This window comes from Frateuria sp. YIM B11624 (assembly GCF_049727805.1).
GTDB lineage: Bacteria > Pseudomonadota > Gammaproteobacteria > Xanthomonadales > Rhodanobacteraceae > Frateuria_A.
The window spans coordinates 13322-36479 of the sequence record NZ_JBCNYA010000039.1 but is presented as its reverse complement, the minus strand read 5'-3'; the positions used below and the strand labels follow the sequence as shown (position 1 = coordinate 36479).

Sequence of the window (23158 nt, the reverse complement as noted above, 5' to 3'; positions counted from 1 at the left end):
AGGCCACCCCCATCCGCCCTTCGGGCACCTTCCCCCGTGAACGGGGGAAGGATTCCATGCGCCGACTATCGAGCCTTCCCCCGCCTGCGGGGGAAGGTGCCGACAGGCGGATGGGGGTGGCCTTACCGGCAGCTCACAGCTCGCACCACCCCCAACGGTCGAAGATCCACGGCGACGGCACCTCCATGTCCAGCCGCGCGAAACACGGCGCGGTCGGCACCTCCGCCATGCGCCAGCGGCCCTGCCCGTCCCGCCGCACCGGTGCGTCGGCCCAGCGCCAGTGGCGTACGCCGTCCGGACTTGCGATGGTCAGCCGCAGTTGCGAACGCCAGGCCCTGGGGTGCCAGGGCAGCGCGCCCGCCTCGCGATCGGCCGGTGGCCGGGCGACCCGCTCGTAGCGTTCCGGGCGGTCGGTCAACCGGCGCATGCGGCCCGCGCTCAGCGCCATCTGGCTGCCGTGCGCCGTCAGCGCGGCGAGCTTGGCCGCATGGCGCCCGGCGCCGTCCGGCAACGCGATGCCGGGCGCCGTCCCGCCGCGGCCGTGCACCAGGTAGCCCAGCAGCAACGGCGGTTCGGCTTGCCAGTCGGCCAGCGCCAGCCGGGTCAGCACGTGCGCGCTGCCATGGTCGGGATGGCGGTCCGAAAGGGCCGGCAGGGCGACAACGTTGGGGCGGAAGTCCACCAGTTGTTCGACCATGCGCGCACGCGCCATCGATGCGTCTTCGCGCACCAGCGTGGTCAGGCCCATGTCCGGCCAGCCCATCGCGTGCAATGCATCGAGCGGCACGTCGAGCCGGTGCAGCGCGTCGGCCACTTCGCCGCGACGCCGCCGCCCCCAGCGGGCACGCTCGGCGGCGCCGATGCGCAGGCGGCGCTCCAGCCAGCGCTGGGGCCACGGATTGTCGTCGCCGTCGGTGAGCAGCAGTACGCGCACCTCGCCGCCCGCCGCCCGCACGAGTTGCAGCAGCTCACCGGTGCCTATGGTTTCGTCGTCGGGATGCGGCGCCACCACCAGCAGGCGGGTCCGCGCGTCGGGGCTGTACAGCTCCGGGCTCAACGGCATGTCGTGGCGCCTCCCGCGCCGGGGTGTGGGGAGCGCCTGGAGCCTCAAAGCCCGGGCGGTCGTTGCGCGCAGCTTGCGGCAGCGCGCGTTCGCACAACGTGTAGCGTCAGGCGGGAACCGGATCGCTGCGGCCGCAGGGCTCAGCGCCAGCCGGCGAGCAACTCTAGCAGCAGCAGGTCGCCGCGCAGCGGGCCGCGCAAGGCATCGCGCGTGCGGTTGGCGCTGGCGAACCAGTCAGCCAGCGCCTCGGCATCGAGCCGGCTGCCGAGCGGCGCGGCACTGCCGGCCGCGCGCGAGCGCGCCTCCTCGACCGCCGCCTGTGCGGCGAACCACAGGCATTGCTCGGGCTCGGCGTCGAGCCAGCGGCGTGCCACCTCCATCGGCTCGGCACGACCGGCCGCCAGCGCGGCGAGATCCTTGCGAACGGCCTGGCGGCGCGCCAGCGCGCCCTGTTCCGCCCAGGCCTTGGCGAGTCCGGGATTGCCGCCGGCTGCCTGCAGCGCGGCGGCCGGATCGGGCACGCCCTGCGCGGCTAGCCAGTCCATCGCCTCGGCCGGCGGCGGCAGTTGGAACTCGATGCGCTGGCAGCGGCTGCGGATGGTCTGCGGCAACCGCCACGGCGCGTCGGCGACCAGCAGCAGCAGGGTCTGCGGCGAAGGTTCTTCCAGCGTCTTGAGCAAGGCGTTGGCGGCGGCCGCGTTCATGGCGTCGGCTGGATCGATCACCACCACCTGCCAGCCGCCGAACTGGCTGGCCATCGCCAGCCGCGCGGACAGCTCGCGGATCTGGTCGACCACGATCTCCTTGCGCTGCACGCCGTCCTTGCGCAGGCCATAGCTGATGGTCATGTAGTCGGGGTGGGTGCCGGCGTCCATTAGCAGGCAGGTACGGCACTGGCCGCAGGCCTCGCCGTCTCGCGGATGAGCGCACAGCAGGCCGCGCACGAAACGCTGCAGAAAGACACGCTTGCCAAGGCCGGCCGGGCCGCACAGCAACAGCGCGTGCGGCAGGGCGCCGCGCGAGAGGCGTGATTGCAATCGCTGCCAGTGCGCCTCGTGCCAGGGTTGCGCGCTCATGCCGCGTCCTCCGCGAACAGCGAGGCCAGGGCCGCGACGGCCGCCTGCAGCACCGCCTCGGGCGGCTGGCTCGCGTCGATCAGCCGGAAGCGGGCCGGCTCCGCCGCGGCGCGCGCACGGTAGCTTGCACGCACGCGCTCGAAGAAGGCGTCGGCCTCGGTCTCGATGCGATCCGCCTCGCCGCGGCCGGCGGCACGCGCGCGGCCGGTGGCCACCGGCAGGTCGAGCAGCAGGGTCAGGTCCGGCATCAGGCCGGCGCACGCCCAGCGCTCCAGTTCGGCGATGCGCTCCGCCGGCTGGCCACGGCCGCCGCCCTGGTAGGCGTAGCTGGCGTCGACGTAGCGGTCGCACAGCACCCACTGCCCGGCGGCCAGCGCAGGAGCGATCGTCTCGCGCACCAGTTGGGCGCGCGAGGCGAACATCAGCAGCAGCTCGGTTTCCGCCGCCATGCCGCGCGCCTGCGGATCGAGCACGATCGCGCGCACCGCCTCGCCCACCGGCGTGCCGCCGGGCTCGCGGGTCTGCACCAGCGCGATGCCCTGCCCCGCGATGTGCGCATGCAGGCCGGCCAGCAGGGTGCTCTTGCCGGCGCCTTCGCCGCCTTCGAGCGAAATGAAGCGTCCGCGCCGTGGGTCAGTCATGGCAGCGCTTCAACTGGTAGCAGGCGACGTTGCGGTTGTGTTCGGCCAGCGAGCTGGCGAACACGTGGCTGCCGTCGCCACGGGCCACGAAGTACAGCGCGTCGCCCGGTGCCGGGTGCAGTGCCGCCTCGATCGCCGGCCGTCCCGGCAGCGCGATCGGGGTGGGCGGCAGGCCCGCGTGCAGATAGGTGTTGTAGGGCGTGTCGGCGACCAGGTCGCTGCGGCGGATGTTGCCGGCGTAGGCCTCGCCCATGCCGTAGATCACCGCCGGATCGGTCTGCAGCAGCATGTGGTTCTGCAGCCTGCGCACGAACACGCCGGCGATCCTCGGCCGCTCGTCGGCGCGTCCGGTTTCCTTCTCCACGATCGAGGCGAGGATCAGCGCGTCGTACGCCGAGGCCAGCGGCAGGTCTTTGTCGCGTCCAGGCCACAGCTCGGCCAGCGTGCGCACCATCGCCTGGTGGGCGCGCTTGAGGATGTCCAGGTCGCTGTCGCCCTTCACGTAGGCGTAGGTCTCGGGCAGGAAGCGACCCTCGGGCATTTCGCCGGGCGCGCCGATGCGTCGCATGAGCTCGGCGTCATCCAGCGCGGCGCCGTCGTGGCGCAGCGTGGGCACCTTGGCCAGGGCGTCGCGCAACTGGTGGAAGGTCCAGCCGTCGACGATGGTGAAGTCCCGCTGCAGCACGCGCCCGGCGGCCATCGCGTCCAGCAGTTGGCCGGGCGTGGTGCCCGGGTCGAGCGCGTATTCGCCGGCATGCAGCCGGTCGGCCACACGCATGCGTTCGGCCAGCACGCGCCAGTACAGCGAAGGAGCATGGGTCAGGCCACGCGCACGCAGCTGCGCCACGATGCCGCGCAGATTGCTGCCGCGCTCCACGTCCAGCGTCTGCCGCTGCGCACCGACCGCCAGCGGCGTACGGCTGAACCGCTCGAAGTCGTACCAGCCGGCCACCACCGCGGCCAGCACGGCCAGCAGCAGCACCCACGCCAGGATGCGCCACGCGGCCCGCCCCTTCCTCTTCTTGCGCCCCATCGGCGACTCCTTCAGAAACCCAGCTCGCGCCAATGTGCCTGCAGCGCGCGTGTCACCGGACCGACCGCCAGGGCGTGCCCGTCCAGTTCGCGAACCGGCAGGATGCCGCGCACGCTCGAGGATAGGAAGAGCTCATCGGCCTGGCGGAGTTCCGCAAGCGCGATCCGGCGCACCTGCGCATGCGGCCAGGCGGCCAGCACTTCGGCACGGGCGACCCCGGCGACACCGCAGCGGTCGAGCACCGGCGTGGCGAGCGTGTCGCCGAATACGGCGAACAGGTTGGCCGCGGTGGCGGAGATGACGAAGCCGTCGACGTCGCAAAGCAATCCTTCGGCGATCGCCGGATCGTCCCACTCGGCACGCGCCAGCACCTGTTCCAGGCGGTTGAGGTGCTTGAGGCCCGCGAGCAGTGGCTGCGGTGCCAGGCGCGTGGCGCACAGGCGGACGCAGATGCCGTCCGTCTGCGCGGCCTGGTCGGGCGGCGGCGGTTCGAAGGCGGCGACGATGCGGGTGGACTGCGGCCGAACGGGTGGCCTGTAGCCGCGTGCGCCCAGGCCTCGCGTGAGGGTGATCCGCACGACCGCCTGGTCCAGCCCGTGCGACACCTCGCGCGCCTCGGCGAGCAGCACGCCAGGACCCGGCATCGGCAGGCCCAGCCGGCGACACCCTTCCTCCAGCCGCTGCATGTGTCGCGGCCATAGCGGTGCGCCGGAACCGACGAAGCGGATGGTTTCGAACAGGCCGTCGCCATAGCCGAGCCCGCGGTCCAGCACCGACACCTGGTCCCGCACCTGCCCGTCGACCCGCACGCGCGGAGTCACCCGGTGGCTCCCAGTGCGCGCAACAGGCCGCGGGCCTTGGCGCGGGTCTCGTCCAGTTCCTTCCCGGCCACCGAGTCGGCCACGATGCCGGCGCCGGCGCGCAGGCTGACCTCGCCACCGACCTGGGTGAGCGTGCGGATCAGGATGTTGAGATCGAGCTCGCCGCTGCGGTCGAGGTAGCCGAGCGCGCCGGTGTAGGCGCCGCGCGGCGCCTGTTCGAGCGCCGCGATGATCTCCATGCAGCGAACCTTGGGGCAGCCGGTGATGGTGCCGCCCGGGAAGGTCGCGGCGATCACCTGTCCCGGCGTCACGCCCGCGCGCAAACGCCCGCGCACGTTGGAAACGATGTGGTGCACGTGCGCGTAGCTCTCCACCACCATCAGCTCGTCGACCACGACCGTGCCGGGTGCGCATACGCGGCCCAGGTCGTTGCGCTCCAGGTCGATCAGCATGACGTGCTCGGCGCGCTCCTTCGGGTGGGCGGCGAGTTCGCGGATGCGCGCCGCGTCGTCGTCGCCTGCCACGCGCGGCCGCGTGCCGGCGATCGGCCGCGTCTGCGCCACGCCGCCGCGCACCTCGACCAGCCGCTCCGGCGAGGAGCTGACCACCGCCCAGCCAGGCTGCTGCAGCAGGCCGGCGAACGGTGCCGGGTTGGCGGCGCGCAACGCGCCGTAGAGCGCGGCTGACACGGGCGGCTTCGCGTAACGCGCACGCCAGGCGCGCGAGAGATTCACCTGGAAGATGTCGCCGGCCTGCAGGTGCTCGTGGATGCGTGCGACACCATCGAGGAAACGTGCAGGCGGGTCTTCCTCGAGAGCGACCGGCGCAGGCAGGTCCGGCAGGTCGGGGCCCACGTCCAGGTCCGCTTCCAGCAGGTCGAGCAGACCGGCCTGCCCTTCCTCGGCCACCAGCAGCGTGCGCCCTGCCGCGTGGTCGACGATGACCGCCGCCGGGCAGCGCAGGGCCAGCGCGACCGGCAGCCGGTCGTCGGGCTGCAGGCGCAGGCGCGGTTCGATTTCACCGGCCAGTTCATACGCCAGCAGCAGCACCCAGCCGCCATGGAACGGCAATCCGTCACCCCGTTCCGGCACGCGCTCGGCCTGCCAGGCCGCATCGAGCGCATCGAGGAAACCGCCGCCGTGCACGCGGCCCTGGCCATCGACAAGCCTGCCGTCGCCGAGCAGTGCCAGGCTCTCGCGCGGAAACGCGAACAGGATGTCGTAGCGTGCCTGCGCGCTGCCGCGCACCACGCTTTCGAGGAGACAGGGGTAGCGGTCCGCAAACGCAGCGGCCGGCGCGAGCAGGTCGCGCCGGCCGTCCAGGACCCTCAGGTGGCTGCCCACGCAGCGCTCAATGGCGCCGGAAGACGAGCGTGCCGTTGGTGCCGCCGAAGCCGAAGGAGTTGGAGATCGCCACGTCCACGTCCGCCTTGCGTGCGGTGTGCGGCACGAAGTCCAGGTCGCAACCCTCGCTGGGCTCGTCCAAGTTGATCGTCGGCGGCAGCACCTGGTCGCGCAACGCCAGGATGGAGAAGATCGCCTCGACGCCACCGGCGGCGCCCAGCAGGTGGCCGGTGGTCGACTTGGTCGAGCTCATCGCCAGCTTGTAGGCGTGATCGCCGAACACCTTCTTGGCCGCCATCACCTCGCCCAGGTCGCCCAGCGGCGTGGAGGTGCCGTGCGCGTTGATGTACTGCACCTCGGTGGGGGCGATGCCAGCGTCATCCAGCGCCGCCTGCATGCAGCGCGCCGCACCCTCGCCACCCTCGCTAGGTGCGGTGATGTGGTAGGCGTCGCCGCTCATGCCGAAGCCGACCAGCTCGGCGTAGATTTTCGCGCCGCGCGCCTTGGCGTGCTCGTACTCCTCCAGCATCAGCACGCCGGCGCCGTCGGACAGCACGAAGCCGTCGCGATCCTTGTCCCACGGGCGGCTCGCCTTGGTCGGCTCGTCGTTGCGGGTGGACATCGCCTTGGCCGAGCAAAAGCCCGCCATCGCCGTGCCGGTGGTGGCGAACTCGGCGCCGCCGGCAAGCATCACGTCGGCATCGCCGTACTGGATCATGCGCATGGCCAGGCCGATGTTGTGCGTGGCCGTGGTGCAGGCCGTGACGCAGGCGATGTTCGGGCCCTTCAGGCCGAACATGATCGAGAGGTGGCCCGACACCATGTTGATGATCGAGCTGGGCACGAAGAACGGCGACACGCGGCGCGGGCCCTTCTCGTGCAGCTCGATCGAGGTGTCTTCGATGGTGTTCAGGCCACCGATGCCGGCGCCGACCGCCACGCCGATGCGCGGTGCATTGGCCTCGGTGATCTCCAGCCCGGAATCGCGCAGCGCCTGCGTGCCGGCCGCGATGCCGTAATGGATGAAGGGATCCATCTTCTTGACGTCCTTCGGCGGCATCCACTGGGTGGGATCGAAGTCGCGCACCTGGCCGGCGATGCGCGTGGCGTAGCCGGCGGCGTCGAAATGAGTTACCGGGCCGATGCCGCTGACGCCGTTGAGGATGTTGTCCCAGGCGGTGGCGATGTCATTGCCGACCGGCGAGATGATGCCCATGCCGGTCACTACGACGCGTCGTTTACTCATGGATTTGAATCCTTACGTGTTCTCGGCACGCTGCCGCGCAACGGCCAGCGTCTTTCAACCATACGGTATCGGACGTTTCAAAAGGCAGAAACGAAAACTGCGCCAAGGTGGCGCAGCTTTCAGTATCGCCACGTGAACGGGAGCCGCGCCGCCATGGACGCGAAAACCCGCCACGAGCCGATCAGTCCTTGGTGTGGGCCTTGATGTAGTCCACGGCCTGCTGAACGGTGGTGATCTTCTCGGCTTCCTCGTCGGGAATCTCGGTCTCGAACTCTTCCTCGAGAGCCATCACCAGTTCCACCGTGTCCAGCGAATCGGCGCCCAGGTCGTCCACGAACGAAGCGTTCGCCGTGACTTCGTCTTCCTTCACGCCCAGCTGCTCGATGACGATCTTCTTGACGCGCTCTTCGATGGTGCTCATGTTGCCAAACCTCCCAAGGGGTGTGCTTTTTGTCGGGCCGGCACGGGTCCGGCAAAGGACGGCGAATTGTAGTGGCTAAGCGGCCAGGCCGCCATGGCTCCGCCGACAGATTCAAACGCGCGGGCTTTCGGACCGGCGCGAAAGGTCGATTGTCGCCTAAAAACGGATCGTTGGCGACAACCGTGCCATACGTCAGGGCATGTACATGCCGCCGTTGACGTGCAGCGTTTCGCCAGTGATATAGGCCGCGGCCGGCGATGCAAGGAAACCCACCGCCTTGGCAATGTCGCCCGCCTCGCCCAGACGGCCGAGCGCGATCTGCCCCAGCAGCGCCTGCTTCGACTCCTCCGGCAACGAACGCGTCATGTCGGTATCGATGAAACCAGGCGCGACCACGTTGACCGTGATACCGCGCGTGCCGATCTCGCGCGCGAGCGATTTGGAGAAGGCGATGATGCCGGCCTTGGCAGCGGCGTAGTTGGCTTGGCCCGGATTGCCGGTCAGGCCGATCACCGAGGCGATCGAGATGATGCGGCCCTTGCGCGCCTTCATCATGCCGCGCATCACCGCCTTGGAGGTGCGGTAGACCGAGGTCAGGTTGGTGTCGAGGATCGCCTGCCAGTCCTCGTCCTTCATGCGCATCAGCAACTGGTCGCGGGTGATGCCGGCGTTGTTGACCAGGATCGAGACCGCGCCGAATTCCTTCGCGATGGCATCGATCAGTGCGTCGACAGCGGCGCCATCGGTCACGTCCAGTACGCGGCCGTGGCCGCCGTTTGCCGCCAGGCGCTCGCCGATGGCCTTGGCGCCGTTCTCGCTGGTGGCCGTGCCGATCACCGTGGCGCCCATGGCCGCCAGTTCGTCGGCGATCGCCGCGCCGATGCCGCGGCTGGCGCCGGTGACCAGCGCGATTTCTCCTTGCAGGATCTTGCTCATCGTCATGCCCTTTTGCAGGAATCTCTCGGGACGGGCGCGCAGCCCATCCGCTCAATGGTGCTTCAAGCCAGCGCCGCTTCGATGTCGGCCGGCGTGCCGATGGCACGCGCACCCAGGCTCTTGTCGATGCGCTTGATGAGGCCCGCGAGCACCTTGCCCGGGCCGCATTCGAGCACGCGGGTGGCGCCGTTGCCGGCGAGCGCCTGCACGCATTCGGTCCAGCGCACCGGGAGGTAGAGCTGGCGCTGCAGGGCGCCGCGGATCTCCTCCACGCTGCCGTAGCTGCGCGCCTCGGCGTTCTGCACCACGGGGATGGCGGGCAGCGACCACTCGATGGTGGCCATGCGCTCGCCGAGCCGATCCGCCGCCTCGCGCATCAGCGCGCAATGCGAAGGCACCGAGACCGCAAGCTTGACCGCCTTCTTCACGCCCAGTTCGGCGAGCCGGGCCAGTGCACGGTCGACCGCCTCGGCGTTGCCTGCGATCACCAGCTGGCCGGGCGAGTTGTAGTTGGCCGGCGAGACCACCTGGCCCTGCGCGACCTCTTCGCACACCTGCGCGATCTGCGCGTCGTCGCCGCCGAGGATCGCCGCCATCGCACCGACGCCCGACGGCACCGCCGCCTGCATCAGGCGACCGCGCTCGGCGACCAGCGCGGCGGCATCGTGCAGCGACAGCGCGCCGGCGCAGACCAGCGCGCTGTACTCGCCCAGGCTGTGACCGGAGAGCTGCGCCGGGCGCGCGCCGCCGAGCTTGTTCCATACGCGCCACACGGCCACGCTCGCCGCGAGCAACGCCGGCTGCGTGTTCTCGGTGCGGTTGAGCTGTTCCTCCGGACCCTGCTGGCTCATTTCCCACAGGTCGACACCGGCGCCCTGCGAGGCCTCCTCGAAGGTCGCCTGCACGTCCGCGTGGGCGGCGGCCAGGTCGGCCAGCATGCCGACCGATTGCGAACCCTGGCCCGGGAAGACGAAGGCGAGCGAGGTGGAGGTGTCAGTCATCGAAGTGTTCCGTCCAAAAGCAAAGAGACGATGATGCCAGCAGCGGCGCGCGTACGCAGCCGTATCGCGCGATGGCGCGGGTGCGGCCGGGTCGCAGGGCTTCCCCCATCCGCCCTGCGGGCACCTTCCCCCGTGAACGGGGGAAGGATCGGCGGTGGGCGCCCAAGTGAGCCTTCCCCCGCTTGCGGGGGAAGGTGCCGACAGGCGGATGGGGGAAGTCTTGCCTCGAACCGGCATCCCCAAACGACGATGCCGCCCGAAGGCGGCATCGCACGAGACGCGACCGGGCTCAGTAGCGCAGCAGCGCCGAAGCCCAGGTGAAACCGCCGCCGAACGCTTCCAGCAGCAGGTTCTGTCCGCGCTGCACCTTGCCCGAGCGCACCGCGTAGTCCAGCGCCAGCGGCACCGAACCGGAGGACGTGTTGGCGTGCTTGTCGACCGTCACGATGACCTGGTCCATCGACATGTTCAGCCGCTTGGCGGTCGCCTCGATGATGCGCAGGTTGGCCTGGTGCGGAATCAGCCAGTCCAGTTGCGAGGCCTCCATGCCGGCGGCCGTGAGGGTCTGTTCGACCAGCGAGTCGAGCGTCTTGACCGCCACCTTGAACACCTCGCGGCCGGCCATCTTGATGCGCACGCCGTGGTTGGGCTCGTCGCGGAAACCGGCGGACACGCCGACCGGGTTCCACAGCAGTTCCTTGTAGCCGCCGTCGGCATGCATGCAGGTGGCGTAGATGCCCGGCTCGTCGCTGGCCTCGAGCACGACTGCGCCAGCGCCGTCGCCGAACAGCACGCAGGTCTCGCGTTCCTTCCAGTCGATCATGCGGGTCAGCGTCTCGGCGCCGATCACCAGCGCCTTCTTGGTCTGGCCGCTGCGGATGAACTTGTCCGCCACGCCCAGCGCGTAGACGAAGCCCGAGCAGGCGGCATTGACGTCGAACGCGGCGCAGCCGTTGGCACCCAGGCGGTTCTGCACCAGGCATGCGGTGGAGGGGAAGATCAGGTCTGGCGTGGTGGTGCCCAGCACGATCAGGTCGAGCTCGGAGGCCTTCACGCCGGCCGCCGCCAGCGCGCGCTCGGCGGCGAGGAAGGCCAGGTCGCCGGTGGTCTCGCCCTCGGCGGCCACGTGGCGCTGGCGGATGCCGGTGCGGGAATGGATCCACTCGTCGCTGGTCTCGACGAATTTCTCCAGGTCGAAGTTGCTCAGCACGCGCTCGGGCAGCGCGCTGCCGGTGCCGGTGATGCGGGCGTAGGTCGAAGCCATGGACTTTCCATCTGCATGCGGGGGCGATGGCTGGACCTGGAGGCTTCGCCGCCAGGCTTCCGTCCACGCCGGAGCCGCAACGTTACGTTCGCGGACGCCGAAACGCAAAGCGGCGCGTCGCCGCGCCGCCCTGTGGCGTCCGGTGGAAGCCGCTTACTCGGCGTCGACGGCCGCGGCGGTGTCGATCACCTTCTTGCCGCGGTAGTAGCCGTCCTTGGTGACGTGGTGGCGCAGGTGCACTTCGCCGCTGGTCGGATCGGTCGCCAGCTGCACGGTCTTGAGCTTGTCGTGCGAACGACGCATGCCGCGGGTGGACGGGGTCTTGCGGCTCTTGGCAACGGCCATGGGTGTATCTCCGGCTTCAATCGGTTTTCTTGAGTTCGCGCAAAACCGCGAACGGGTTGTCGTTCGGCTCCGCCACGGATTCGTCCGGGCCGGGGCCAGTCACATCGGCTGGCAGGCTGCTGTCCGGATTGACCGGCACCAGCGGCAACGCCAACAGCAATTCGTCCTCGATCACGTCGGCCGGATTCAGCTTGCCGTCGTCCTCGACCAGCAGTGGCTCGCTACCGGGCGGCAGGGCCGCCTCCTCGCGCTCGCTGCGGATCAGACCGAGCCGGCTGTCCACCGTCAGGGGCAGCACGAACGGTTCCAGCGTCCGCTGACAGGTCAGCGTCAGCGGCGCCTCGACATGCACCTGCAGGTAGGCCGTGCCGAACTCGTCGCGACCGAAATCCAGTGCATACTGCGCCGCCCCTTCGTTGCCGGCCAGCATCCCGCACAGGCGGGACATGGCGGCCACGGGAAGCGTCCCGGCAAACGAACGCCGCGCCGAGACCATGCGCCAAGCGTCCACGGACTCTGGCAGTGTCACGGACATAATCGCGAAATCTTAAGGTCCATACGGGTTCCGAGTCAACCGAGCGGCCCCGGACTTTGCCTGTCGCCGGGACTGCGGCAGACTGCCCTTCCGACCTCACCGGTTCCGCCCGTGCCCGCTTCCCTAGCCTTCGGCCTTGCCGCGATGCTCCTGCTGCTGGCGGGTGCGGGCGCGTTCGTGCTGCTGGGCCGGCGGCGGCGGCTGGAGCGGCGCAGCCACAGCATGCACCAGTTGCTGGAGCTGGCCGACCAGCTCGAAGCGGACCTGAAGACCTGCCGCAGCGGCCTCAAACAGGCCCACGCGGTGATGTCGCTCAACCCCGACCAGCCGGCGGCCGGCGAGCAGGAGGCCAAGCAGGCGATCGACGCCGGCCTCCGCTCGCTGCTGCAGCAGCGGCTGTGGATCCGCGATTGCGCGCCCGACGCCAGCCAGCAGGGCCTGGACGAGGCCGCGGCCGACATGAGCCAGACCCGCGCGCGGCTGCGCCCGCTGGTGCGTGCACTGGAACGCGCGCACCACGAGCTCGACGACGCCATGCGCGAGCACATCCGCCGCGAACCGGATCTATGAGCCGGCTGGTCCTGGGCTCCACCTCGCGCTATCGCGCGGAACTGTTGCGCCGGCTGGTGGCCGGGTTCGAGCAGCGCGCCCCGGGCACCGACGAAACCCTGGCTCACGGCGAGGCTCCGTCCGAGGGCGCCCTGCGCCTGGCCGTCGCCAAGGCCGAGGGCGCGGCGCGCGGACTGTCCGACGCGCTGGTGATCGGTTCGGACCAGATCGCCGAACTCGATGGCCGTGCGTTGGGCAAGCCCGGCACCATCCAGGCGGCGCAGGCCCAGCTGGCCGACTGCTCCGGCCGCGAGGTGCGCTTCCATACTGGGCTTTGCCTGCTCGATACGCGCGACGGCCGGCGTCATACGCACCTGGATACCACCTGCGTGCGCTTCCGGCAGCTCACCGATGCCGAGATGGCCCGCTACGTCGCGCGCGAGCTGCCGCTGGACTGCGCCGGCAGCTTCAAGTGCGAGGGTTTGGGCATCGCCTTGTTCGAGCGCATCGACAGCAGCGACCCGACCGCCCTGGTCGGCCTGCCGCTGATCGCACTGGCCCGGCTGCTGCGCGACGCAGGCCTGGCCGTTCCGTAGATCCGTAGGGTGGGCTTCAGCCCACCGATCGTCGTGTGTCGCAAAACGGTGGGCTGAAGCCCGCCCTACGGCTGCCGCACGGCCTGCGCGTTGCGCCAGAACAGGCATTGCGTCGGATCGGACGGCCGCGGCAACGGTGCTGCTGGCACCCGCCCGCGATAGTAGGCGAAGCTCTTGCGGCCATCGAACAGCACCTGCCGCGCGACCAGCCGCGGCGCCTCGATGCTGCCGCAGATGCTGCCCAGGCGTTCCAGCTTCTCGCGCTCGCGCATCACTTCGCTCACCACCAGCAGCATCGGCTCGCCAGCATGCGCGGCGCGCAGCCCGGCCTCGTTCCGATGCCAGATCGCCAGCTGCGGTGCGCGGCCGTGCTTGACGTTGAGCGAGCTGTCCAGCGAATACACCGGCCTTTGGCCGTCCAACTGGAACTCCAGTTCCGCGGCCAGCATGAAATTGTCGGCCACCAGCATCGCATCCTGGCGTTGCAGCAGCCCGCGCGCCTCCGACGCGCTCTCGCGCCATCCCACGAAGTTGGTCGGGAATGCCTTGCTCGAGGCCAGCACGTCGACGCCCTGTGGGCTCGCGGCCAGCGCGAGATAGCCCAGTCCAAGCAGGGTGCCGAGGCCGCCCAGGACGCCACCGGCCGCCGTCGCCACGCGCCAGCCCCGTCCCGTCTCGCGGCACAGCATAGGCAACACGGCCAAGAGCGGCAGGTAGCCGGGCAGCGGCCAGTGCGCGCGGAAGCGCAGGTCGTCGGCGAATAGCCCGAACAGGAAGTACGGCACGAGAAAACCGATCGAAGTCCAGGCGACAAGGTCCCAAGGCGCACCGTCGCCACGCCGTCGCCAGCTTTGCCACAACGCCCACAGCAGCACGACGTAGAGCACCGGCGTGCAGGCGACCGCCTGCTCGATCGGCTGCACCAGTGCGTCGGCGTGGAAACGCCACGGATTGCGGTCGACCAGTTGGAATGCGAGCCCCGCACCGTGCTGGCGCCAGTTCGACACGGCCAGCGGCAGCAGCCCCAGCGCCGCCACGCCGAGCGCCAGCCACAGGCCGCCGCGTCGCCACTGCGCGCGGCCGCGTGGCGTGCAGGCGAGCAGCAACAGTCCGGCGAGCATCGCCATGGCGGCGCGGTAGTGGGTCATCCACGCGATGGCCAGCGCGAGGCCCAGCAGCAGCCAGTCGCGCACGCGGTCCCCATCCATCGCGCGCAGCAGCGCGTGGAGCGCCACGGCGATCGCCAGCGTCAGCGGCACGTCGGGCATCGCCATCACGCCGAAGGTGCCCGCCAGCGGCAGCGCCAGGCACAACAGACCCGCCTGCCAGCCGACGCGCGCATCGAAGGCGCACCGCCCGAACGCCACCACGACCCACGGCAGCGCGCTGCCCAGCAACAGGAACGGCCAGCGCATGCCCACCAGGCCATGCCCCGCGACGCGCTCGCCCAGCCAGATCAGCCACGCCGTCAGCGGCGGCAGGTCACTGTAGCCCCAAGCCGGATGACGGCTTTCCAGCCAGTAGAACGCCTCGTCGCCGAACGGCGACATCGTCGCGGCGACCAGGCACTTGAGAACCAGCAGGACGGCGAACGCGATGAGGAATGCGCCTCGCCAGCGCGCGAGGCCGGCCGCTACACTCGACCGGCCCTCCCCGCGTTCCGCCCGTGCCAACTGCCAGGAACCCATGTCCGCCACCACTCCCCTGCCCGAAGAAACGCTCCGTCCGCGCCTGGAAGCGGCCATGGCCCAGGTCAACCACGTGCTGCTCGGCAAGCCGCGCCAGGTCAAGCTGGCCTTCACCTGCCTGATCGCCGGCGGCCACCTGCTGATCGAGGACGTGCCCGGCGTGGGCAAGACCACGCTGGCGCATGCGCTGGCCGCGAGCTTCGCGCTGGAGTTCCAGCGCGTGCAGTTCACCAGCGACCTGCTGCCGTCGGACATTATCGGGGTCAGCGTGTTCGAGCGCGAGACGGGCCAGTTCCGCTTCCATCCCGGCCCGATCTTCACCGGCCTGATGCTGGCCGACGAGATCAACCGCGCCACGCCCAAGACGCAGAGCGCGCTGCTGGAGGCGATGGCCGAAGGCCAGGTCACCGTGGACGGCCAGACGCACGTGCTGGCGCAGCCGTTCTTCGTCGTCGCCACGCAGAACCCGCTCGACCTGCACGGCACCTTCCCGCTGCCGGATTCGCAGCTGGACCGCTTCATGCTGCGCATCTCGCTCGACTACCCCGACGCGGCCGCCGAGCGCGCGCTGCTGGCCGGCAGCGATCGCCGCGACCTGCTGGCCCAGCTCACCCCGCAGCTGGATGCGCCGAGCTTGGCCGCCTTGCACCGCCAGGCGCAGGGCATCACCGCCAGCAGCGCCCTGCTCGATTACCTGCAGGCGCTGCTCGCAGCCAGTCGGCGCCACGCCGACATCCGCGTCGGCCTGTCGCCGCGCGCCGGCATCGCCCTGCTCGGCGCCGCGCGCGCCTGGGCCTTGCTGAGCGGCCGCGGCCACGTGCTGCCGGAAGACATCCAGGCGCTGTTCGTGCCGCTCGCCGCACATCGGCTGGTGCCCTCGCGCGGCGCCAGCGGAGATGCGCTGGCCCGCGCGCTGCTGGCCGATACCGCGGTCGACTGACCGTGCGCGACGCGTTGCGCCGCCTGCAGCAGCTGGCCGAGCGCCGGCTGCCCGCGCTGACACGCTTCCGCCGCGCGGAGCCGATGCCGATCGAACTGAACCGGCGGCGCATCTACATCGTGCCGACCGGCTTCGGCATCGGCTTCACCGTGCTGCTGCTGGTGATGCTGGTTGGCTCGCTCAACTACTCCAACAACGCGGCGCTGCTGCTCACCTGCCTGCTCGGCGCGGCCGGCGCCGCCAGCATGCTGGTCGCGTTCCGCACGCTCGACGGCCTGGCGCTGGCCAGCGTCCGTGCCGGCCAGGCGATCGCCGGCGAGCCGCTGGCGCTGACGCTGGAGTTCGAATCGACGCGGCCGCGCAGCGCGATCCGGGTCGACCTGGGCGGCGCCTGCCAGGCCTTCGCCATCGATGCCTCCGGCAAGGCCGACCTCACCCTGCCGCTCGCCACCCGCAAGCGCGGCTGGCAACCGCTGCCGCGCCTGCGCGTATGGACGACCTGGCCGCTGGGGCTCTTCCGCGCCTGGAGCTGGATGCATCCGGAGCAGTCCGTGCTGGTCTGGCCGCGTCCCGAAAACGGCGGCCCGCCGCCGCGACTGCCTGCGGACGAAGGCCTGCGCCCGCGCCTGCATCGTGGCGAAGACCTGGCCGCCCTGCGCGACTACCGCAGCGGCGACCCGCGCAAGCACATCGCCTGGAAGGCCAGCGCGCGCCTGGGCCAGCTGTTGAGCAAGGATTTCGAGCAGCCCGAGTCGCGCCCCGAATGGCGGCTGGACTGGCGCGAGCTGGAAGGCATGGATCCCGAGGCGCGCATCGCGCGCCTGGCCCGCTGGCTGGGCGAGGCCCACGCCGAGGGCCGCCGGCACAGCCTGTGGCTTCCCTCCCAGCCGATCGAAGTCGGCAGCGGCCCCGGCCACTACGCGCGCTGCATGAGCGCACTGGCGTCGCTGCCATGATCGCGCTCATGCGCCGCCGTGCCGAACCCGTCCTGGGCACGCACGCATTCGACCTGCTCTGCCTGACCATGGGCTGCGTGCTCGGTGTGCACGCCTCGCACCTACCGTGGTGGCTTGTCGCCGCATTGGCGCTCGTGCTGGTGGTGCGCTGGTGGCAACGCCGCCATTCCGGCGCACGCTCGCCGCTGCTGCTCAAGCTGCCGCTGCTGGCCCTGCTGGCGGTGGCCGTGGTGTTCACCTACGGCACGATCTTCGGGCAGGAACCCGGTTCGGCGCTGGCCGTCGGGCTCCTCGTGCTCAAGCTGCTGGAAAGCGAAACGCCGCGCGACGCCAAGGTCGGCGTCAGCTTCGCCTGCTTCGGACTGATGGCCGCGCTGCTGTTCGACCAGGGACTGGTCGCCACCTTCGTGGTGGCAATGGGCCTGCTGCCCGCCCTGGCCACGCTGCGCGCATTGGAACCGGCGCAGGCGCCGGCCAGCCTGCCGCGTGCACTGCTCCCGGGACTGACCCTGCTCGCCGCCGCCGTCCCGCTGGCCCTGCTCGCCTTCGCGCTGGTGCCGAGGTTGAGCTCGCCGTTGTGGGGCGCGGCCAGCCGCAGCGAGGCGCGCACCGGCCTGAGCGACCGCATGTCGCCGGGCAACTTCACCGAGCTGCTGACCGACGACCGCCCGGCCATGCGGGTCAGCTTCAACGGCCCGCCGCCCGCGCCCGAGCTGCGCTATTTCCGTGCCTACGTGATGTGGCTGTATGACGGGCGTACCTGGGAGCACGTGCAGCTGCGCCGCGCCGACGGCCGCGCGCGCCCGCTGGAGACGCTCGAGGCCAGGGTCACCACCGGTTACCAGATCGACCTGGAACCGACCGACAGCACCGTGCTGCCCGCCCTGGGCATGCCGCTGGCGGCGCCGGAGGACGCACGCCTCAGCCCCGATCGCGAGGTGCTCAGCGACAAGGCCGTGCGCGAGCCGCTGCACTACGCGCTGCGCTCGGCCGTGCATTACAGCCTGCAAGTGCAGCTACCGGAGGCCGCCAGGCGCTTCGCCCTGCGCCTGCCGCACGGATTCAACCCGCGCACCCACGCACTGGCCGCCCAATGGCGCACGCGCTATGGCGCCGACGACCAGGCGATCGTCGCAGCGGCGCTGGCGCTGTTCCACGACGGCGGCTTCCGTTACACGCTGGCGCCGGCGCCGCTGGGCCGCGACGCGGTGGACGATTTCCTGTTCGACACGCGCGAAGGTTTCTGCGAGCACTACGCATCTTCCTTCACCGTACTGATGCGCGCCGCCGGCATCCCCGCCCGCGTGGTCACCGGCTACCAGGGCGGCTACTGGAACCCGCTGGGCAACTACCTGCTGGTGCGCCAGTCCGACGCGCACGCATGGAGCGAGGTATGGCTGGAAGGTCGCGGCTGGGTGCGCGTCGATCCGACCGCCGCGGTGCGCCCGGAGCGCGTCAGCCTGGGCGCGGCCGCCGCGGCCGGCGACCAGCTCGGCTGGGCGCAGACCAGTTGGCTGGCTTCGCTGCGCAACCGCTGGGACGTGGTCAACCACTGGTGGACCCAGGGCGTTATCGGGTTCGATGCGCTGCGCCAGCGCGGCCTGCTGACGCCGTTCGGCATCCGCGAGACTGGTACGGCGATGCTCGGCATGCTGCTGGCGATCGGCACCTCGCTGTTCGTGGCCATCGGCGTGGGCTGGGCGTTGTGGCGGCGTGAACGGCCGGAGCCGTTGCGCCAGGCGTTGCGCCGGCTGGAGGCCAGGCTTGCGCGCGCCGGCATCACGCGGCGTCGCAGCGAAGGGCCGCAACATTACCTGCGCCGCGCCGCACGGGCCCTGCCCGTGCAGCGCGACGAACTGGAGCGACTGATGGACCGCTACCTCGAACTGCGCTATGCCCACGACGAACCGGTGCCTGAACTGCTGCGGGAATTCCAGCGGGCGGTACGGGAATTCCGGCCGCGTCGCGTGGTCAAATGAACGTCAATGCGGTCGTCCGGCACAAACCGCTGTCTCCCGGGAGAACCACCATGTCCTTTCCTTATCGTCCCCTGGCACTGGCCACCGGCTTCGGCCTGCTGACCGCCTGCGCAACGATGCCCCAGCCGCTGCAGGGCACCTACTCCGACGTGAGCACGGCCAGCGCCCAGCAGGGTGGCGCCGGCGGTGCGAAGGTGCGCTGGGGCGGCGAAATCATCAAGACCGAGCCGGGTCCGCAGCAGACCTGCTTCTATCTGTTGTCCCGCCCGCTCGACAAGCAGGCACGGCCCGAATCCGGCACCAGCGGCGCCACCGAGGGGCGTTTCGTCGCCTGCCACGACGGCTTCTACGATCCGGAAGTGTTCACCCGCGGCCGCGAGCTGACCGTCACCGGCACCCTGCACGGCACCGTGACCAAGAAAGTGGGCGAGTACGACTATGCCTACCCCCGAGTGGAGGCCGACGTGGTCTACCTGTGGCCGAAGCGGCCGCTGACCGTGCGTTACCCGCCTGGCTACTACGACCCGTTCTGGGGCCCGGGCTGGGGTCCGTACTGGGGGCCGGGCTGGGGCCCGTGGGGCGATCCGTTCTGGAACCGCCCGCGCGTGATCGTGGTGCGCCCGGCGCCTGCGCCCGCGCCGAAGCCTGGTCACAAGTAGCGCGCGCTTCCAAGCGCACAAAAAAACGCCGGCCTCGCGCCGGCGTTTTTTTACGCTCCTGTGCCTTCAGCCCGGCGGCCAGCCGAGCCGGCGTCCGGCCAACAGATGCACGTGCAGGTGGAACACGGTCTGCCCGCCATGCTCGTTGCAGTTGACCACGGCGCGGTAGCCCTGCTCGGCGAACCCTTCCTGCTTCGCATAATCGGCGACGGCGAGCAGCAGCTTGCCGAGCAGTTCGGCGTCGCCCGGCTGCGCGTCGTTCAGGGTCGGCAGCGGCTTCTTCGGGATGAACAGCACGTGCACCGGCGCCTGCGGGTTCAGGTCGCGGAAGCCGACCACGTCGTCGTTCTCGTAGACGATCTCGGCCGGGATTTCACGCCGGATGATCTTGCCGAAGATGGTATCGCCCATGCCTGACTCCTCGCGTGGATTCACAGACGCAGCAGCATACCCTGCGAGCGCGGCGCGCTCAGCCGGAAACCGAACTGCTCGTAGAGCCGGCAGGCTTCGCCATCGGCGAGCAGCGTCACGATCACGCCCCTGGGCGCACGGTGACGCGCCTCGTCCATCAGTGCCGCCATGACACGCCGACCGAGGCCGCGCCGCTGCCAGTCCGGCCGTACGGCGATGTCGACCACCTGCAGGAAGAGCGCCCCGTCACCGACCATCCGGCCCATCGCCACCAGCTCGTCGCCGACACGCAGGCTGACCGCGCACCAGCTGGCCGGCAGCCCGGTCGCGGCGGCTGACTCGTTCATGGGACTCAGGCCCGCGGCCTGGCGCAAGCCGCAGTATTCGGCGGGCGTGGGTGCTGCGTAGGCCAGCTGCGGCTCGCCGATGCTCATGCCGGCGCGCGGATCATTCCAGCGCCTGGCGGCTGCCGAAGGCGTGCGCGAGCGTGCCGCGGTCGACGTATTCGAGCTCGCCGCCCAGCGGCACGCCGTGGGCCAGGCGGGTCGGCTTCACGCCGCCGGCGTGGGCCAGTTGCGCCAGGTAGTGCGCGGTGGCCTCGCCTTCGACGGTCGGATTGGTGGCGATGATCATCTCCTCGATCTCGCCCTCGCCCAGGCGCGCGCTCAGCTGCGCCAGGCCCAGTTCCTCCGGGCCGAGGCCGTCCAGCGGCGACAGGCGCCCCAGCAGCACGAAGTACTGCCCGCGGTAGCCGGTGGCCTGCTCGATGGCGGCGAGATCGGTCGGCGATTCGACCACGCACAGCACGTGGCGGTCGCGGCTGGCGCTGGCGCACAGCGCGCACACCGGCTCCTCGCTGAAGTTGCGACAGCGCGTGCAGTTGCCGATGCGCTCCATCGCCTCGCGCAGCACGCCGGCCAGTTTCAGGCCGCGCGTGCGCTCGCGCTCCAGCAGATGGAAGGCCATCCGCTGCGCGCTCTTGCCGCCCACGCCGGGAAGGCAGCGCAGGGCTTCGATGAGGTCGGCGAGAAGGGGGGAGCCTGTCATTGCGTAGGGCCTGGAAACTAGCCGGACGCCATCCCCGCTCCCGCGGGAATGACGCTTCCGAAGACCAGCGTTTCGTCAGAACGGCATCTTGAAGCCGGGCGGCAGGTTCATGCCGGCAGTGACGCCGCCGAGCTTGCTGCGGCTGGCCTCGGCCACCTTGTTGACCGCATCGTTGACGGCGGCGGCGACCAGGTCCTCGGCCATCTCCGGGTCGTCGGCGAACAGCTTGCGGTCGATCTGCACCCGACGCACTTCGTGCGCGCCGGTCATCAGCACGGTGACCAGGCCACCGCCGGCGCTGCCGGTGACTTCCATCCGCGCAATCTCCTCCTGCGCGCGCTTCATGTCTTCCTGCATGCGCTGGGCCTGCTGCATCAACTGACCGATCTGGCCTCTCATGGCATGTCTCCGTTCAACTTTCGATGGGCTTGATGGATTGCGGCACCACGCGGGCGCCGAATTCGCGCTTGAGCGACTGCACCAGCGGGTCTTCCTCGATCGCCTGTTCGGCGGCGCTCTGCGCGCTTTCGCGCGCCGAGGCGGCGCGGGCGGCCGGCGTTTCCGCGGCGCCCTGGCTGTCGGCGACGAAACGCAGCTTGATGCGCTCGCCCAGCGTGTCGCTGATGCGGTCGGCCATCTGGCCGACCATGGGTTCGACGGCCAGGTGCATGTGCGCCGGCTGCAGCGCCAGCACCAGCGTGTTGCCGTCGCGCTCGCGCAGCGCGGCGTTCTGCGCCAGCTGGCCGAGCGGGCCGCGCAGGCCAGCCTGTTCGATCAACGCGTCCCAACGCGGCAAGCCGCGGGCATCGGTCGCCACGGGCGCACGTGCAGCGGGCGCCGCGGGGGCTGCAACGGCAGGTGCCGGCTGGGTGCGGGACGCCGGCGCGTGCGCCACGGCGGGTGCGCTGCGCGGCGCGGTTGCCGCTGGGCGCGGCGCCGGTTGGGCTGTGCGTTCGCCCCGTACCGGCTCGCCTGCTTCGCCCGGACGGAACGCCAGCATGCGCAGCAGCGCCATCTCGAAGCCGGTGCGTGCGTCGGGCGCCAACGCCAGGTCGCGGCGGCCAGTGGTGGCGATCTGGTAATAGAGCTGCACGTCTTCCGGCTGCATGCGCTCGGCCAGTGCGCTGAGCACCTCCTCCGCTTCGCCGTCGCCCTCGCCGCGGTAGCCGGGCACCAGTTGCATCAGCTGGATGCGGTGCAACGTGGCGGCCAGATCGTCGAGCACGCCGCCGAAGTCGGGCGAGTACGAGGCGATGCGCTCGCACTCGGCCATCAACCGCGCGCCGTCGCCGTCGGCCAGCGCATCGAGCACGCCCAGCACCTGGCCGCGCGCCACGCTGCCGAGCATGGCGCGCACGTCGTCGGCCTTGAGCGCGCCGCCGCCGTAGGCGATCGCCTGGTCCAGCAACGACAGGCCGTCGCGCAGCGAACCGTCGGCGCCGCGCGCCAGTTCGCCGATCGCGGCGTCCTCGTAGGCGATCTGCTCGGCATCGAGGATGTGGCGCATCTGGCCGGAGATCTGCTCGGGCAGCAGGCGCTTGAGGTTGAACTTGAGGCAACGCGAAAGCACCGTCACCGGGAGCTTCTGCGGATCGGTGGTCGCCAGCAGGAACTTCACGTGCGGCGGCGGCTCCTCCAGCGTCTTCAGCAACGCGTTGAAGGCCGGCTTGGAAAGCATGTGCACCTCGTCGACCAGGTACACCTTGAAGCGGCCGCGCGCAGGTGCGTACTGCGCGTTCTCGATCACCTCGCGCACGTCGTCCACGCCGGTGTTGCTGGCCGCATCGATCTCCAGCAGATCCACGAAGCGGCCCGCATCCACCGCGGTGCACACCGCGCACTCGCCGCAGGGATCGGCCGACTCGCCTCGCTCGCAGTTGAGCGACTTGGCGAAGATGCGCGCGATGGTGGTCTTGCCCACGCCGCGGGTGCCGGTGAACAGGTAGGCGTGGTGCATGCGCCCGGTATCCAGCGCGTTGGTCAGCGCGCGCACCACGTGTTCCTGCCCGACCAGCTCGACGAACTTGCGCGGGCGCCACTTGCGGGCGAGAACCTGATAGGACATGCGTGACTACCTTGGGGCGAACAGCGATTGTGCCAAGGTCGGCCGGGAGCGGCAAAGAGCGCCCCCATCCGCCTTCGGCACCTTCCCCCGTAGAACGGGAGAAGGCTCGACAAGAAGGTTCGGCGCAGGTCCTTCCCCCGCCTGCGGGGGAAGGTGCCCGAAGGGCGGATGGGGCGGCCTTGCCTCGGCCCCGAAATGGCGGCGGCCCCGCCAGCCACACCCCGGCACCCGAATCATCCACTACCGTTGCTTCCTTCCGGACCTGGCGGGGTTTGCGGACTATCGTCGCGGGGGGACCGACGGGGCCACCATGGACGTGGGCGCTCAGGCCCTAAACAAAACTGGCGGAGAGGGCGGGATTCGAACCCGCGATACGGGGATAAGCCGTATACACACTTTCCAGGCGTGCTCCTTCAACCACTCGGACACCTCTCCGGATCTTCCCTGCCGGCCCTGGGGGCTGGCAAAGAAGCGGAAGGATAGCGGCAGGCCTTGGCGGAGACAAGCCGACAGGCGGGCTCTCCTCCATCCGCGCCCGCGGCG

Annotated in this window: 25 protein-coding genes, 1 tRNA gene and 1 other RNA gene; 6 read left to right on the top strand and 21 right to left on the bottom strand. The window is 70.5% G+C overall.

Going from position 1 to position 23158, the window contains the following annotated elements:
• Positions 1–133 precede the first annotated feature (133 nt).
• The 13 genes from AAIL17_RS16390 to AAIL17_RS16330 form a co-directional block, all read right to left on the bottom strand.
• Entirely contained in the window at positions 134–1063 is a 930-nt protein-coding gene (locus AAIL17_RS16390; RefSeq protein WP_424683923.1) for a PIG-L deacetylase family protein, read from the bottom strand.
• A 140-nt stretch (positions 1064–1203) separates the two neighbouring features.
• Positions 1204–2139 (bottom strand): DNA polymerase III subunit delta', encoded by a 936-nt coding sequence (holB, locus tag AAIL17_RS16385; RefSeq protein WP_424683922.1) that lies wholly within the window; start codon positions 2137–2139, stop codon positions 1204–1206.
• Complete coding sequence (gene tmk, locus AAIL17_RS16380; RefSeq protein WP_424683921.1) at positions 2136–2780, bottom strand: dTMP kinase; 645 nt, start codon at positions 2778–2780, stop codon at positions 2136–2138. Before tmk ends, holB begins: the two co-directional genes overlap by 4 nt.
• Positions 2773–3813 (bottom strand): endolytic transglycosylase MltG, encoded by a 1041-nt coding sequence (mltG, locus tag AAIL17_RS16375; protein ID WP_424683920.1) that lies wholly within the window; start codon positions 3811–3813, stop codon positions 2773–2775. The genes tmk and mltG overlap by 8 nt, the downstream gene beginning before the upstream one ends.
• A gap of 11 nt (positions 3814–3824) precedes the next feature.
• On the bottom strand, positions 3825–4634 hold the full coding sequence (gene pabC, locus AAIL17_RS16370) for an aminodeoxychorismate lyase (RefSeq protein ID WP_424683919.1): 810 nt from the start codon (positions 4632–4634) through the stop codon (positions 3825–3827).
• Positions 4631–5977: an aminodeoxychorismate synthase component I gene (locus AAIL17_RS16365; protein WP_424683918.1), complete on the bottom strand. Its 1347-nt coding sequence runs from the start codon at positions 5975–5977 to the stop codon at positions 4631–4633. Before AAIL17_RS16365 ends, pabC begins: the two co-directional genes overlap by 4 nt.
• A gap of 7 nt (positions 5978–5984) precedes the next feature.
• Positions 5985–7223, bottom strand: coding sequence for a beta-ketoacyl-ACP synthase II (fabF, locus tag AAIL17_RS16360; RefSeq protein WP_424683917.1), 1239 nt, complete (start codon positions 7221–7223; stop codon positions 5985–5987).
• Positions 7224–7404: 181 nt separating this feature from the next.
• The gene (gene acpP / locus AAIL17_RS16355; protein ID WP_091336635.1) at positions 7405–7644 is read right to left on the bottom strand and encodes an acyl carrier protein; all 240 of its coding nucleotides are present in this window, start codon (positions 7642–7644) and stop codon (positions 7405–7407) included.
• 192 nt (positions 7645–7836) lie between these two features.
• Positions 7837–8580 carry a 3-oxoacyl-ACP reductase FabG gene (gene fabG, locus AAIL17_RS16350; RefSeq protein WP_424683916.1) on the bottom strand — a complete coding sequence of 248 codons (744 nt, stop codon included), beginning with the start codon at positions 8578–8580 and terminating at the stop codon, positions 7837–7839.
• Positions 8581–8642: 62 nt separating this feature from the next.
• Positions 8643–9581, bottom strand: coding sequence for an ACP S-malonyltransferase (fabD, locus tag AAIL17_RS16345; RefSeq protein ID WP_424683915.1), 939 nt, complete (start codon positions 9579–9581; stop codon positions 8643–8645).
• Between the two features lie 289 nt (positions 9582–9870).
• Positions 9871–10845: a beta-ketoacyl-ACP synthase III gene (locus tag AAIL17_RS16340; RefSeq protein ID WP_424683914.1), complete on the bottom strand. Its 975-nt coding sequence runs from the start codon at positions 10843–10845 to the stop codon at positions 9871–9873.
• Positions 10846–10998: 153 nt separating this feature from the next.
• Positions 10999–11190 (bottom strand): 50S ribosomal protein L32, encoded by a 192-nt coding sequence (rpmF, locus tag AAIL17_RS16335; protein ID WP_091336642.1) that lies wholly within the window; start codon positions 11188–11190, stop codon positions 10999–11001.
• A 16-nt stretch (positions 11191–11206) separates the two neighbouring features.
• Positions 11207–11725 (bottom strand): YceD family protein, encoded by a 519-nt coding sequence (locus tag AAIL17_RS16330; RefSeq protein ID WP_424683913.1) that lies wholly within the window; start codon positions 11723–11725, stop codon positions 11207–11209.
• A 111-nt stretch (positions 11726–11836) separates the two neighbouring features.
• On the opposite strand from AAIL17_RS16330, the gene AAIL17_RS16325 reads away from it, so the two are divergent.
• Together AAIL17_RS16325 and AAIL17_RS16320 are read left to right on the top strand one after the other, a co-directional pair.
• A complete protein-coding gene (locus AAIL17_RS16325) occupies positions 11837–12295 on the top strand; it encodes a hypothetical protein (protein ID WP_424683912.1) in 459 nt (152 codons plus the stop codon).
• Positions 12292–12870 (top strand): Maf family protein, encoded by a 579-nt coding sequence (locus AAIL17_RS16320; RefSeq protein WP_424683911.1) that lies wholly within the window; start codon positions 12292–12294, stop codon positions 12868–12870. Before AAIL17_RS16325 ends, AAIL17_RS16320 begins: the two co-directional genes overlap by 4 nt.
• 65 nt (positions 12871–12935) lie before the next feature.
• Here AAIL17_RS16320 and AAIL17_RS16315 read toward each other — a convergent pair whose 3' ends face one another.
• The gene (locus AAIL17_RS16315; RefSeq protein ID WP_424683910.1) at positions 12936–14420 is read right to left on the bottom strand and encodes an ArnT family glycosyltransferase; all 1485 of its coding nucleotides are present in this window, start codon (positions 14418–14420) and stop codon (positions 12936–12938) included.
• A gap of 136 nt (positions 14421–14556) precedes the next feature.
• On the opposite strand from AAIL17_RS16315, the gene AAIL17_RS16310 reads away from it, so the two are divergent.
• Genes AAIL17_RS16310 through AAIL17_RS16295 form a run of 4 tightly spaced genes read left to right on the top strand, consistent with a single transcriptional unit; the run spans position 14557 to position 19092 of the window.
• Entirely contained in the window at positions 14557–15498 is a 942-nt protein-coding gene (locus AAIL17_RS16310; protein ID WP_424683909.1) for an AAA family ATPase, read from the top strand.
• A 2-nt stretch (positions 15499–15500) separates the two neighbouring features.
• The gene (locus tag AAIL17_RS16305) at positions 15501–16454 is read left to right on the top strand and encodes a DUF58 domain-containing protein (RefSeq protein ID WP_424683908.1); all 954 of its coding nucleotides are present in this window, start codon (positions 15501–15503) and stop codon (positions 16452–16454) included.
• Positions 16451–18433: a transglutaminase TgpA family protein gene (locus AAIL17_RS16300; protein WP_424683907.1), complete on the top strand. Its 1983-nt coding sequence runs from the start codon at positions 16451–16453 to the stop codon at positions 18431–18433. Before AAIL17_RS16305 ends, AAIL17_RS16300 begins: the two co-directional genes overlap by 4 nt.
• A gap of 50 nt (positions 18434–18483) precedes the next feature.
• On the top strand, positions 18484–19092 hold the full coding sequence (locus AAIL17_RS16295; RefSeq protein ID WP_424683906.1) for a Slp family lipoprotein: 609 nt from the start codon (positions 18484–18486) through the stop codon (positions 19090–19092).
• Between the two features lie 66 nt (positions 19093–19158).
• Here the strand turns inward: AAIL17_RS16295 and AAIL17_RS16290 are convergent, their stop codons facing one another.
• The 7 genes from AAIL17_RS16290 to AAIL17_RS16260 all read right to left on the bottom strand — a co-directional run bounded on the left by AAIL17_RS16290 (position 19159) and on the right by AAIL17_RS16260 (position 23050).
• Complete coding sequence (locus AAIL17_RS16290) at positions 19159–19503, bottom strand: histidine triad nucleotide-binding protein (protein WP_424683905.1); 345 nt, start codon at positions 19501–19503, stop codon at positions 19159–19161.
• Positions 19504–19523: 20 nt separating this feature from the next.
• Positions 19524–19937 carry a GNAT family N-acetyltransferase gene (locus AAIL17_RS16285; protein ID WP_424683904.1) on the bottom strand — a complete coding sequence of 138 codons (414 nt, stop codon included), beginning with the start codon at positions 19935–19937 and terminating at the stop codon, positions 19524–19526.
• Between the two features lie 13 nt (positions 19938–19950).
• A complete protein-coding gene (gene recR, locus AAIL17_RS16280) occupies positions 19951–20550 on the bottom strand; it encodes a recombination mediator RecR (protein WP_424683903.1) in 600 nt (199 codons plus the stop codon).
• Positions 20551–20625: 75 nt separating this feature from the next.
• Positions 20626–20949, bottom strand: coding sequence for a YbaB/EbfC family nucleoid-associated protein (locus AAIL17_RS16275; RefSeq protein WP_325165282.1), 324 nt, complete (start codon positions 20947–20949; stop codon positions 20626–20628).
• Positions 20950–20962: 13 nt separating this feature from the next.
• Positions 20963–22615 (bottom strand): DNA polymerase III subunit gamma/tau, encoded by a 1653-nt coding sequence (gene dnaX / locus AAIL17_RS16270; protein ID WP_424683902.1) that lies wholly within the window; start codon positions 22613–22615, stop codon positions 20963–20965.
• A gap of 205 nt (positions 22616–22820) precedes the next feature.
• Positions 22821–22917, bottom strand: an RNA gene (gene ffs / locus AAIL17_RS16265) — signal recognition particle sRNA small type.
• Positions 22918–22957: 40 nt separating this feature from the next.
• Positions 22958–23050 (bottom strand) — tRNA-Ser (locus AAIL17_RS16260).
• Positions 23051–23158: the final 108 nt, after the last annotated feature.